Below are 13,133 nucleotides of genomic sequence, written 5' to 3'. Positions count from 1 at the left end.
GCGGTGTCACGGTGATAGATTGAGCGGAAGAGATGGAGTACTATTTTAACGTTTACATTGCTTACTCAGAGTATCAACACTACTACAGTGGTGCCGCGGCCAATGTGGTGGTGACATCCGATCAGGGGCTGCGTCTTCAGATCCCGGCTTCTCGTTTTCGTCCTTTCTTATCACACCTCGGTATACGCGGGCGTTTTAAACTGGTGACAGACGCCAACCACAAGTTCCAGTCGTTAATGCGGGTAGCCTAGTGGTGCGCGAGTAAAGCCTCATCAATTCTTCTGTTTAAATAGCCACACCAGTCACATTCTGGCGAAATTCGCGTAAATCCAGCCGTTTATCTATAACGTTTTTATCTGCCAAGCCTTACACTAGACAGTGCGTTTGTTAACGCAATGTTTACCTCTGAATACTCACAACGATAATGTTCTAAAAAGGACAACGGAGCTCCAGAATGACCTCGCGTGACCCTATAGTACCTGTGTTACTTGAGAAGGTTTATCAGTTGATTGCCGATAAACTCGATGAAACTCAACAACCACTTGTCGATGCATTAGCCAAAAGGATATTGGGTCAAATCTCTGATGATGATTTGCAGGAACGCAATGAGTCAGATCTCTACGGTGCTGTGATGAGTTTGTGGCACCACCTCAACACCTTTGAACAAGATAAAGTCTTTGTAAAAGTCTTTAACCCCAGTCTTAGTGGCAATGGGTGGCAGTCAACCCACACCATTGTCGAGATCTTGGCACCTGACGCCCCTTTCTTGGTTGATTCGGTGCGTATGGCGCTCAACCGTTTGGGGATCACCACCCACTTAATGCTTAACACCCCTATAAAATCACAAAAGAATGAGCAGGGTGATGTGATTGCCATTGGTGATGATAATGGCCAGTTCCAAAGCACGTTCCATATCGAAATTGACAAAATGTCCGATGAGTCAGAGATGGCGGCACTTGAGGCTGAGCTGTCTGAAACCTTAACGGATGTGGTGATGGTGGTGAACGATTGGAAGCCGATGCGTGAGCAGATGCTTGAGTTGGTGTCGGAATTGAAAGACACACCGTTGCCGATTGATGACGAGCGTCGGCAAGAAGCGATCGAGTTTTTGAGTTGGATTACTGACAACAACTTTACCTTTATGGGGTACAAGTGTTTTGATTTAGTGCCTGTTGAAGGGGATTATGAACTGAGAGCAAGCACAGACTGTAATGCGCTTGGCTTGGCGAAAAAACATAAATCGCCCGCGGTACTCAGCTTGTCAGAAATGCCAGAGTCCGCCCGTGCTGAAGCGTTGAAAAAAGAGCTACTGGTGCTCACAAAAAGTAACGCCAAATCGCGAGTTCACCGTCCGGCTTATGTGGATTACATCGGCATTAAAAAGTTTGATAAACAAGGGAATGTGATTGGCGAACACCGTTTCACAGGCCTTTACGCATCATCTGCCTATAACCAATCCACGGCAAGTATTCCCGTCCTGCGAAATAAAGTACGCCGCATTCTCGATAACAGTGGTTTTTATCGTGAATCTCATTCGTGGAAAGCATTAGCGAATATTTTGGAAAACTATCCGCGTGATGAGTTGTTCCAAGCGACGGAAGACGAAATGCGCGACGTTGGGATGGGCGTGGTGCAGATGCAAGATCGCGACATGTTGCGAGTGTTTGTCCGTCGCGATCCATTTGGGCGTTTTTTCTCGTGCATGGTGTATATCACTCGTGAGCGCTACAACACCGAGTTCCGTCGTCAAACCCAGCGTATTCTCCAGCAATACTTTGGTTCCGATCAGACGGTAGAATTTACCACTTTCTTCTCGGAAAGCCCCTTGGCACGGACGCACTATATCGTCCGAGTAGAAAACAACAATTTCGATATTGATGTGAAGAAGATCGAACAAAACCTAACAGAGGCAGCGTCGTCGTGGGACGATCGCCTGCAAGAGGCGGTGATTGCTAACTTTGGTGAAAACCGAGGTACGCCAATCGCCAAACGCTATTTACGCGCGTTTCCACGTTCGTACAAGGAAGCCATGCTCCCTGGCTCAGCCGTTGCTGACATTGAGCGCCTTGAAGGTCTCAGTGATGATAATAAGCTAGACATGTTGCTTTACCGTCCTCAAGAGGTGAGCCATCAATCCAACGCGATTAGCCTCAAGTTGTTCCAAAAGGGCGAGCCTATTCATCTGTCTGATGTGATGCCGATGTTGGAAAACCTCGGGCTGAGAGTGATTGGTGAGTCGCCTTATGAGGTGGCAACTAGCCAAGGGGATACATACTGGATCCTTGATTTCTCCATGTTGCACAGTGCCGGCTCGGCGTTTGATCTTGGTAATGCCCGAGATCGTTTCCAACATGCCTTTGCCGATATTTGGCATGGCCGTTTGGACAACGATGGCTTTAATCGCTTGGTGCTCAATGCGGGGTTGTCGGGACGAGAAGTAACGATTTTACGTGCTTATGCGCGTTATATGCGTCAGATTGGCTTTCCATTTAGTCAAGCCTATATAGAAGAGACGTTGGCGTCACACTCTCAGCTTGCCAGCTTCTTGGTAAAACTGTTCAATACGCGCTTTGATCCGGCGGGTAAGCAAACCAAGCGCGCGCAGGACGCCATTATCAATGATATCGAAGAAGCGCTCGATAATGTTGAGAGCCTTGATGATGACCGTATTATTCGTCGTTACATGGACATCATGTTGGCGACCACACGGACCAACTTCTTCCAAAAAGATCCGGATAATGGCCAAGACAAGCCTTATCTCTCGTTAAAACTCGAGGCCTCTGAAATCCCGGATATGCCCAAGCCTGTTCCGGCGTTCGAGATCTTCGTGTATTCCCCCGATGTTGAAGGGGTGCATTTACGCGGTGGTAAGGTGGCTCGTGGCGGGCTTCGTTGGTCGGATCGGCAAGAAGATTTCCGTACCGAGGTGCTTGGTCTTGTCAAAGCGCAACAGGTGAAAAACACCGTGATTGTGCCTGTTGGGGCGAAAGGTGGATTTGTCTGTAAGCGACAGCACCAGCTCTCGGGTCGCGATGCGATTTTCGCGGAAGGGAAGCGCTGCTATCGGATCTTCATCCAAGGGTTGCTCGACATTACCGATAATATCGTGGAAGGTACCCTGACACCGCCGCGACACCTTGTCCGTCATGACGAAGACGATGCCTATCTGGTGGTTGCTGCAGATAAGGGGACAGCGACATTTTCCGATCTTGCTAACAGTGTTTCCGCACAATATGACTTTTGGCTAGGCGATGCGTTTGCGTCGGGTGGTTCCAACGGTTATGACCACAAGAAGATGGGGATTACCGCCTCCGGTGCGTGGGAGTCAGTGAAACGTCATTTCCGCGAAATTGATATCAACTGTCAAACCACAGATTTTACCTGTGTGGGGATTGGCGATATGGGCGGTGATGTGTTTGGTAACGGCATGTTGCTGTCTAAACATATTCGCTTGGTGGCTGCGTTTAACCACATGCATATCTTTATTGACCCTGAGCCAGATGCGGCAAAAAGTTGGAAAGAGCGACAGCGCCTTTTCAACCTGCCGCGCTCAAGCTGGGAAGACTATGACAGCAAGTTGATTTCCAAAGGTGGGGGGGTATTCTCTCGCCGCGCCAAGTCGATTACTTTAACGCCAGAGATACAAAAACTGCTTGGGACACGCAAGCAGTCAATGGCACCGAATGATCTGATTAAGCAGATCTTAAAAGCCAAAGTTGATCTACTTTGGAATGGTGGGATCGGCACCTATGTGAAGTCGTCTGATGAAACCCACACCTCTGTTGGTGATCGCGCCAATGACGGATTGCGTGTTAATGGTAACGAAATTGGCGCCCGCATTATCGGTGAGGGGGGCAACTTAGGAATGACGCAACTGGGGCGGATCGAATATGCGCTCAAAGGCGGTCGCGTCAATACCGACTTTATCGACAACGTTGGTGGGGTCGACTGTTCCGATAACGAAGTCAATATCAAGATCTTGCTCAATGGGCTGGTGGCCGCTGGCGACTTGACCATGAAAAAACGCAACGAGCTACTAGAGCGGATGGAAGATGAAGTGTCGGATATCGTGCTTGAAGATGCGTACAGTCAGAGTGAGTCGATTTCGGTTACCCACAATCAGCAAGCTGCGTTATTAAAAGAGCAGATCCGCTTTATTCATTATCTTGAAAAAGAGGGCAAGCTGGATCGCGCACTTGAATATTTGCCGGATGATGAGACCTTGTCTGAGCGTAATCTGCGTGGCACGGGCCTAACGCGCCCAGAAATTGCCGTGCTGGTGGCGTACGGGAAGATGGTGCTCAAAGAGCAACTGGTGGTCGACGAAGTGACGCAAGATGCACACTTTGGCCAGCTACTTCCCAGTTACTTCCCGAAAGAGTTACAGCGTCACTATCGCCAAGAAATGGAATCCCATCCACTTCGCGGCGAGATCATTGCGACGGCGTTGGCGAACCAGATGTCGAACGACATGGGCTTTAATTTCATTACGCGTATGCAAGATGAAACCGGCGCAAGTGTCAGTGAGATTGCCAAATCGTATGCTATCGCGCGTGATGTGTTTGGCTTTGAACAATTATTTGACGATGTCCGAGCGCTAGATAATCAGGTCAGTGCTAAGGTGCAATACGATATCTTGTTCCGTTGCCGTCGGATGTTACGGCGCGCAACGCGATGGATGTTACGCAACAAACGTAAAGGGGAGAGCATCGAGGCACAAGTGGCCTTTTATCGCCCCGCGCTGCAAAACTTGGTTGAGCACTTGGACAAGTATCTAGTTGAGAGTGAAATCAAAGAGCATGACCAACAGGCGGAGACATTGCGACAAGCTGGGGTGCCGGATGCACTGGCCAATAGAGTCTGTCGTCTCACTAGCGTGTTCTCTGGCTTAGACTTAGCACAGGTGTCAGAGCAGCTGAATAAGCCGTTTGAGCTGGTGGCGCGCTTGTATTACGTGCTAGGGGATAGCCTGTCACTGCACTGGTTCTTGAAACAAATCAACAATCAACCCGTGGATAACCACTGGCAAGCCTTGGCCCGTGCGTCTTTCCGTGAAGATCTGGATTGGCAACAACGCTTACTCACCGCTCATATTGTGTCTGAAATGGCGGATGATCAAGATGCTGAGACAGGGTTAGCGCAATGGATGGATGAGCACGTGGTGATCCTCGGCCGCTGGCAGAGCATTGTTGATGAGTTCAAAGTGGGCTCAGTGCATGAGTTTGCCAAGTTCTCGGTGGCACTCCGTGAATTGTCGCTGTTAAATTTAAATTGAATTAGCGCGCCAATAACGCAATAATCTAGCCCCGTTTATACGGGGCTTTTTTTATTAGGAGGGATAATGCTTTACCGCCTCGCCAGACCGGCTATCTTTCAGTTAGATCCAGAAAAAGCACATGATCTAACCATCAACACCCTTTCTCGATATCACCACACCCCGCTTCGTTTTCTCTATTCCCAACAGCTTCCTCCTCGTCCAGTTACCGTGATGGGACTCAACTTCAATAATCCCGTTGGCTTAGCAGCAGGATTGGACAAAAACGGCGAGTGCATAGAAGCCTTTGGCGCGATGGGGTTTGGCTTTGTAGAAGTGGGGACAGTGACGCCCCGTCCGCAACCGGGTAACGATAAGCCTCGACTTTTTCGTATTATAGCTGCCGAGGGGATCATCAATCGAATGGGTTTCAATAACCAAGGCGTTGATGCATTGGTAGAAAACGTGAAACGTGCGAAAAACTTCGATGGTGTGTTGGGGATTAATATTGGTAAGAACAAAGATACACCCATCGAGCAGGGGACCGACGATTATCTCGCCTGCATGCGAAAAGTATACCCACACGCTGACTATATTGCCGTCAATATCTCGTCGCCTAACACGCCAGGATTACGTACCTTACAATATGGCGAGATGTTCGATGAACTCCTTAGCACACTGAAAGCGGAACAGGCACACTTGGCAGACACCCACGATAAATACGTGCCTTTGACAGTTAAGATTGCCCCAGACTTGAGTGAAGACGAAATTCAACAAGTGGCCCAAGCACTGATTCGTCATCAGATCGATGGCGTGATTGCGATCAACACGACGCTTGAGCGTTCATTGGTAGATGGTATGCCACATTATCGTGAAGCGGGTGGGCTGAGTGGCCGTCCTGTGCAACTAAAAAGCACCGAGGTCATTCGCCAACTACATCGTGCACTCGATGGTGCGATGCCCATCATTGGGGTAGGCGGCATTGACTCAGTCACCGCCGCGCGAGAAAAACTCGAAGCGGGGGCGGATCTGGTGCAAGTCTACTCTGGGTTAATTTACCAAGGTCCTGGGCTCATCAAACAAATCGTGCGTCATATTTAGCTTAGTAAATAAACGCTTAACGCATTAAAGGGGACGTTTTCTTCCCCTTTTTTTTTCGCTTCAGCCCATTACACTTCAGGCAATGGCAGTGTTGTTATCGCCAGACACCCAGTAAGTGAGTCATCGCGGGAGCTGAAGTATGTTAAAACCTAATGATGCATGGAGATGGTATTTCGATAATACGTCGAATTCACTGATGCTGGATTTAGGCGATGACATGGTTTTTCGCGTGGCGGTTAATGCCAAACATCTCATCCCCGATGCGTTCTCATCATCCCCATTTTCTGTTGAGGATGCATCACTCTTTCAACGTTTGACAGAGCCTCTGTCAAATCTCTCACTTTCCGGTCCTCGTCAGGCCGAACTCGCTTTGAACGCAGTGGCAGCCTATCGCTTCCACAAACCTGTCTTACCTAAAAGCTGGTTTTTCGAGCCACAACAAGACACTATTGCCACCCCTGAGTGGGGGCAAATAGTCGAGCTCACCAGCCAAACAGGGGATAGGGCGCCGTTTATTATCATAGAGAACGCCGGTTCCGCTTCACTGTGCATGCTCGCGCGCGAAGCGGATTTTGAACTGAGCGCGAATAAAAAAATGGCGTTTTGTGGTGCGATTAAAGTAATGAACGACCGGCTATCGCAACCAATATGTCAAACAAATAGCCAAAAAGGTCGCTTTGCGTTAGTGGGCTGAGTGGTTTTCACTCAGCTCACGCCTCCTTTCTTCCCTCACTTTCCTTGTTCCGTAGACAGATGACAGCGCGATAGCTGTATCTTGACGTTTCTTATACCAAACAGACGTGCATAAAAAAATGTGATATCAGTTCATTTTATGAACGAAAAGTGTGCGCATCTCTGATCATTTTTTCATTCATTTGGGGATGTTTTCACCCTTATCACGGCAGTTATTGACTGCTTTCTTCCTATTTTATCCGGCAAAATGCTTGAGTAAACCTCTTCTGGTATAGTCCAGTTTTGTTGGTGATGCATTCTTTCCCAAAGGGAAAATAAGTCCGTTTTTATTGTTATAAAATGAGGTTTGATAGATATCATAGCAGCAGTGAATACTTACACGCGTCGGTTCAAACCGCATTGCGCGAGGCGATGTCAGTGTAGAAGTAAGGTGGTTTCCTAGTGGAAACACGGATGGGGGTCTGGGCCGGATAATTGATTCCATGCAGAAACAAACCTTTCTGGTCGTCTGTTTTTATATGGAAACAATAATCCGGCGATTTATTCATCATTCAATGGTGTTTGTTACCGCTTGGGTCAACGATAGGCGCAAGATTGATGTATAATCGCCGCCATGATGATAACGACGCCCAAAGGGTGTAGAGACTGAATGAAACACTATCTCGCAATAACCGCTCGAGGCCTCGAGCACATGCTAGCTCAAGAGCTTGAACAACTTGGCGTCTCTAGCGTCAAGCAAGTTCATGCAGGGGTTAAATTTAAAGCCGACGATTCAACACTGTATCAATGCTGTTTATGGAGTCGGATTGCGTCGCGGTTTGTCTTAGTGCTGGGCGAATTTGCGGTGCGCGATGATATGGATCTCTACCTCGGGGCAACGGCAATTAACTGGCCCGATTATTTTCACGCCAGTCAGCGGATAGCGGTGGACTTTAATGGTACCAATCGCGAGATTCGCAACAGCCAGTACGGGGCGTTGAAAGTCAAAGACGCAATTGTAGACAAGTTTGAAAAGTCGAATTTGCCCCGCCCAAGCGTCGACCGCGAACAGCCTGATTTACGTATCCATATGCGGTTATCGAAAGATCAAGGCCTGCTTGGGATTGATATGGTAGGGAGCGGCCTACATCAGCGCGGCTATCGTACCCAAGCAGGCGCTGCGCCCTTACGAGAGACCCATGCGGCAGCCTTAGTCGCAAGGAGTGGCTGGAAGGTGGATCAGCCTTTAATGGATATCATGTGTGGCTCGGGCACCCTGCTGATAGAAGCGGCGATGATGGCAGCGAAAATCGCGCCTGGATTAAAGCGCAAGCGCTGGGGCTTTGAATCGTTGTTGGGCTTTGATGATGAAGCCTTTAAAGCGATCAAAGCGGAAGCGAGTGTCAAGGCCAAACGAGGTGTAAGTCAGTGCCAGACACGTTTTTATGGCACGGATAACGATGCCCGTATGATTGAGACAGCACGCGCGAATGCACGACGTGCTGGCGTGGGTGAATTGATTGATTTTGCAACGGGTGATGCCACGCAAGTGACGCCGCCTGAGGGGTTCTCAGGGGGACATATTCTTTCTAATCCGCCGTACGGGGAGCGCTTGGGAACCACGCCTGGCTTGATCGCCCTCTACACGCAGCTCGGTGATCACCTTAAAGAGGCATTTGCGGGGAACACGGTTTCTTTGTATTCGGGATCGGAAGAATTACTGAGTTGCTTGCGGATGCGCGCGGAAGACAAATTTAAGTTACGCAACGGTGCGTTAGACTGTGTGATGAAAACCTATGCGATCACTGCGCGTGGTGAAAAACCGGAGAGTGAAGCGCCAAAGGCGGACGTCGCCCCAGATTTTGCTAACCGTTTGCGCAAGAATATGGCGAAGCTGGACAAATGGGCGAAGAAACAAGCGTTAGAGTGTTATCGACTCTATGATGCCGACTTGCCTGACTATAAAGCCGCGATAGATCGCTATCGCGATTATTTGGTGATTCAAGAATACGCAGCGCCGAAAACCATTGAGCCTGAGAAAGCACGTCGTCGCTTGTTGGATATGGTGCGTGCTGCCATTGCAGTGACGGGTGTGGATGCCAATAAAGTGGTGTTGAAAACGCGCGAAAAGCAAAAGGGCAACAATCAGTATCAAAAGCTTGCTGGCGCGTCGCGCACTATGACGGTCCATGAATACGGCGTGGCGCTTGAGGTTAATCTCTATGATTATCTTGATACAGGGATATTTCTTGACCATCGCAATACCCGTCGTCTAATCGACGAGAAAGCGCAAGGGAAAGATTTCCTTAACCTTTTCGCCTATACGGGCAGTGCGTCGGTGCATGCCGCGGTCGGTGGCGCACGCTCTACCACGACTGTAGACATGTCAAAAACCTATATAGCGTGGGCGGAACGCAATATGGCGCTCAATGGCATTGTCGGGCGTCAACACCGTTTTGAACAGGCAGACTGTCTGCAATGGATTCGCCAATCAGATCAGCAATTTGATTTAATCTTTATCGATCCGCCGACATTCTCTAACTCGAAAAGAATGCACAGCACTTTCGATGTTCAACGTGATCACCTGGATGTCCTTTTGGCACTAAAAGACCGTTTACGTCCCGATGGTGAAATTATTTTTTCCAATAACAAGCGACACTTTAAGATGGATTTGGAAGGTTTAGCGGCTGCAGGGCTCAGTGCAGAAAATATTAGCAAACGCTCGATTCCTGAAGATTTTGCCCGCAACCCACATATTCACAATTGCTGGATTATTCGTCATCAGGATATGTCCGCATGACACTCGTATTGTTTAGTACGGAAGGGTGCCACCTTTGTGAACAAGCGTGGGCACTCTATCAATCTCTCGGTTATCAAACGCCACTCAACAGTCAGGACATTGCCTTTGACGATACGCTCTTTGAGCGTTACGGCGTCACTATCCCTGTGATCGCAATACGTGATCAGTCTGGAGCGGTGAGGGCTGAATTAGGATGGCCGTTTGATCACACACAATTACAAGCTTGGTTAACGCAACATGGCATTGATTAAAATAACCTCCGCCCAGTTGGCGTATGGCGACAACCCATTACTGGACAAAACTGACTTTATTCTCCAGCCAGGTGAGCGCGTGTGTCTGGTAGGGCGCAATGGCGCCGGTAAATCTACCTTGATGAAGGTGCTTGATGGTCAGGTACAGCTCGATGATGGCAGTATTCAAAGTCAGTCTGAACTCAAAGTCTCCCGGCTTGAACAAGATCCCCCCCGCGATAGCCAAGGAACTGTGTTCGATTATGTGGCCGAAGGTCTCGCGGAAGCAGGGGACAAACTCAAGCAGTATCATCAGCTGATCGCGACGATCGAAACCGATCCTAGTGATCGCAATATTGCCGAGCTGGCCAAAGTGCAAGAAGCGCTCGACCACGCTGACGCTTGGCGCTTTGATAATCAGATTATGGTGGTGTTAGGGGCGTTAGGCCTAGAGGGCAATACCGCGCTTAAAGCCTTATCTGGCGGTTGGCAGCGCAAAGCCGCTTTAGCGCGCGCTCTGGTTTGTGAGCCGGATGTGTTGCTTCTTGATGAGCCCACTAACCACTTGGATGTCTCGACCATTTTGTGGTTAGAGCAATTCTTAAAAGATTTTAAAGGCGCAATCGTTTTTATCTCGCATGACCGCTCGTTTATTGGCGCGATGGCCACACGTATCGTTGATCTTGATCGCGGTAAGCTGACCTCATGGCCAGGCGACTATCAAACCTACCTCGACGGTAAAGAAGAAGCGCTGCGAGTGGAAGCTGAGCAGAACGCTGAATTTGATAAAAAACTGGCTCAAGAAGAAGCCTGGATTCGTCAAGGTATCAAAGCACGTCGTACCCGTAACGAGGGGCGAGTGCGCGCACTGAAAGCGCTACGCCAAGAGCGTGCGAGCCGCGTTGAGTTACAGGGTAACGCTAACTTGCAGCTCGACGATGCCAGCCGCTCCGGCAAAATTGTGTTTGAAGCAGAAAACGTCGCCTTTAGCTATCAAGACAAGCCGCTGATTAAGCCATTTAGTTTCACTGTGATGCGCGGCGATCGCATTGCGCTGATTGGCCCGAACGGATGTGGTAAAAGTACGCTATTAAAGCTGATGCTTGAAACACTCACCCCGGACAGTGGCACTTTGCATGTAGGCACAAAACTGGATGTGGCCTATTTTGATCAATACCGGGAGAAGCTAGATCCAGAAAAAACGGTTATCGATAACCTGGCGGGAGGCAAAACCGAGGTTGAAGTCGGTGGTCGTAAGCGTCACGTGATGGGATATTTGCAAGATTTCTTATTCCATCCTCGCCGCGCTCAAACCCCAGTTAAGGCACTGTCTGGGGGCGAGAAAAACCGTCTGCTGTTGGCTAAGTTGTTCCTCAAGCCAGCGAATCTATTGGTTCTTGATGAGCCAACCAACGATCTCGATATCGAAACGCTGGAACTATTGGAAGACTTGCTTTCGCAATTCCAAGGCACTTTGTTGCTGGTCAGCCACGATCGTCAATTCGTCGACAACACGGTCACTCATAGCTGGATATTTGAGGGCGACGGTACCATTAATAAGTTTGTTGGGGGATATCACGATGCCCAACAACAGCGTGAGCAGTATCTTAAAGCCATCACACCCAATAGCCGCACGCATTCAACGGATGGTGAGGCTGATACGGAACAAAAGACGGCAAAACCTAAGAGTAAGCCACGCAAGCTCTCTTATAAACTGCAACGTGAGCTAGAAGCCCTGCCAGCGCGGCTTGAGGCGCTAGAAGAAGAGATTGAAGCATTACAATCAGAAATGAACGATCCTGACTTTTTCTCGAAAAGTCAGGATGTTACCCAACCTAAACTGACTCGATTAGCAGAGGCTGAACAGGAACTAGAGCAAGCCTTTGAACGCTGGGAAGAATTGGAAGCGATGCAATAATTGCGCTAGTGACGTTGTCACATATGGGAGGGATATGACTCACATTTTGTTTAGTTGTTGCGCGATAGTGCTTGCTTAAAAAATAATCATGATCGAAGCTGTAGAAGGTGCTTCATAAAAACGTCACAGACGGAAGCATCCTTGCAAATAGCAAGCAGCATTGAACAAAATGGAATAAAGAGGGCGACCCTATGAAAAGACAGAAGCGAGATCGTTTGGAACGCGCACAGTCAAAGGGCTTTCAAGCAGGTATAAACGGTCGATCGTCTGAACTATGTCCTTACCAACAAACGGATGCTAGAAGTAGCTGGCTTGGCGGATGGCGCGAAGGCAGAACCAGTAAATCGGAAATGATGAAGTAGTCTCTTTCTAATCTTCTACGGCCTTACCGTTTTGGTAAGGCCTTTTTAACTCGCACTTAATGCACTATAACTTTATTTATTTGTCACCAAGTAAAAATAAGTACAAAGATAACATTAACAATCGCTAAAAAATTGAACCATTAGTCGAGCAAAGCGCGAGGGGAAATATGGTGGGTCAAGAAGGCGGGCGGTAAAAAGCCGGCGATAGTCACCGGCTAGACAGCGAGGATTAGAATGCTGAGGTATCTTGGAAAAGCCCCACTTTCAGATCTTTCGCGACGTAAATCTCTTTATCATCCACGTAGACGTGGCCATCACCGACACCCATCACGAGTTTGCGGTTAATCACGCGTTTCATGTGAATTTCATAGCGAACACGCTTAGCCGTTGGCAATACTTGTCCGGTAAACTTCACTTCACCCACTCCTAGGGCGCGGCCTTTTCCTTCGCCGCCAACCCAGCCGAGAAAAAAGCCGACTAGCTGCCACATGGCATCTAGACCAAGACAACCTGGCATCACGGGATCACCAGGGAAGTGACAGTCGAAAAACCATAAGTCTGGGTTGATATCCAACTCTGCGACAATCACGCCTTTATCAAAGTCACCACCTTGATCGGTAATGTTGGTGATGCGGTCCATCATCAGCATGTTTGGTGCCGGAAGCTGTGGACGTCCCGGGCCAAAGAGCTCACCTTGGCTAGACGCGAGTAAATCGTCGCGATTATAGGAATTTTGGCGTTTCATTATATCTAAACTGCTCCTTATTCAATTGCGAGCAGATTAGCGTACACGTGT

At 48.8% G+C, this 13,133-nt stretch carries 9 protein-coding genes; 8 read left to right on the top strand and 1 reads right to left on the bottom strand.

Annotated elements, in window-relative coordinates:
* Positions 1–32: 32 nt before the first annotated feature.
* The 8 genes from FCN78_RS06735 to rmf all read left to right on the top strand — a co-directional run bounded on the left by FCN78_RS06735 (position 33) and on the right by rmf (position 12,337).
* Positions 33–251, top strand: coding sequence for a DUF2835 domain-containing protein (locus FCN78_RS06735; RefSeq protein WP_069362421.1), 219 nt, complete (start codon positions 33–35; stop codon positions 249–251).
* A 203-nt stretch (positions 252–454) separates the two neighbouring features.
* Complete coding sequence (locus FCN78_RS06730) at positions 455–5,275, top strand: NAD-glutamate dehydrogenase (RefSeq protein WP_077658639.1); 4,821 nt, start codon at positions 455–457, stop codon at positions 5,273–5,275.
* Between the two features lie 66 nt (positions 5,276–5,341).
* Positions 5,342–6,355 (top strand): quinone-dependent dihydroorotate dehydrogenase, encoded by a 1,014-nt coding sequence (gene pyrD / locus FCN78_RS06725; RefSeq protein WP_077658638.1) that lies wholly within the window; start codon positions 5,342–5,344, stop codon positions 6,353–6,355.
* A gap of 139 nt (positions 6,356–6,494) precedes the next feature.
* Positions 6,495–7,049: a cell division protein ZapC gene (locus tag FCN78_RS06720; RefSeq protein ID WP_077458716.1), complete on the top strand. Its 555-nt coding sequence runs from the start codon at positions 6,495–6,497 to the stop codon at positions 7,047–7,049.
* Positions 7,050–7,697: 648 nt separating this feature from the next.
* Complete coding sequence (gene rlmKL, locus FCN78_RS06715; RefSeq protein ID WP_077658637.1) at positions 7,698–9,827, top strand: bifunctional 23S rRNA (guanine(2069)-N(7))-methyltransferase RlmK/23S rRNA (guanine(2445)-N(2))-methyltransferase RlmL; 2,130 nt, start codon at positions 7,698–7,700, stop codon at positions 9,825–9,827.
* Positions 9,824–10,078 (top strand): glutaredoxin family protein, encoded by a 255-nt coding sequence (locus FCN78_RS06710; RefSeq protein ID WP_077653000.1) that lies wholly within the window; start codon positions 9,824–9,826, stop codon positions 10,076–10,078. Before rlmKL ends, FCN78_RS06710 begins: the two co-directional genes overlap by 4 nt.
* Positions 10,065–11,975, top strand: a complete 1,911-nt coding sequence (locus FCN78_RS06705) for an ABC transporter ATP-binding protein (RefSeq protein WP_077600064.1) — start codon at positions 10,065–10,067, stop codon at positions 11,973–11,975. The genes FCN78_RS06710 and FCN78_RS06705 overlap by 14 nt, the downstream gene beginning before the upstream one ends.
* 191 nt (positions 11,976–12,166) lie before the next feature.
* A complete protein-coding gene (gene rmf, locus FCN78_RS06700) occupies positions 12,167–12,337 on the top strand; it encodes a ribosome modulation factor (protein ID WP_077458712.1) in 171 nt (56 codons plus the stop codon).
* A 229-nt stretch (positions 12,338–12,566) separates the two neighbouring features.
* On the opposite strand, the gene fabA is transcribed toward rmf, so the two are convergent.
* A complete protein-coding gene (gene fabA, locus FCN78_RS06695) occupies positions 12,567–13,082 on the bottom strand; it encodes a bifunctional 3-hydroxydecanoyl-ACP dehydratase/trans-2-decenoyl-ACP isomerase (protein ID WP_069362414.1) in 516 nt (171 codons plus the stop codon).
* Positions 13,083–13,133: the final 51 nt, after the last annotated feature.

Source organism: Salinivibrio kushneri, from assembly GCF_005280275.1.
GTDB classification, from domain to species: domain Bacteria; phylum Pseudomonadota; class Gammaproteobacteria; order Enterobacterales; family Vibrionaceae; genus Salinivibrio; species Salinivibrio kushneri.
The sequence above is the reverse complement of the archived record's forward strand: the minus strand, read 5'-3'. Positions and strand labels throughout refer to the sequence as shown.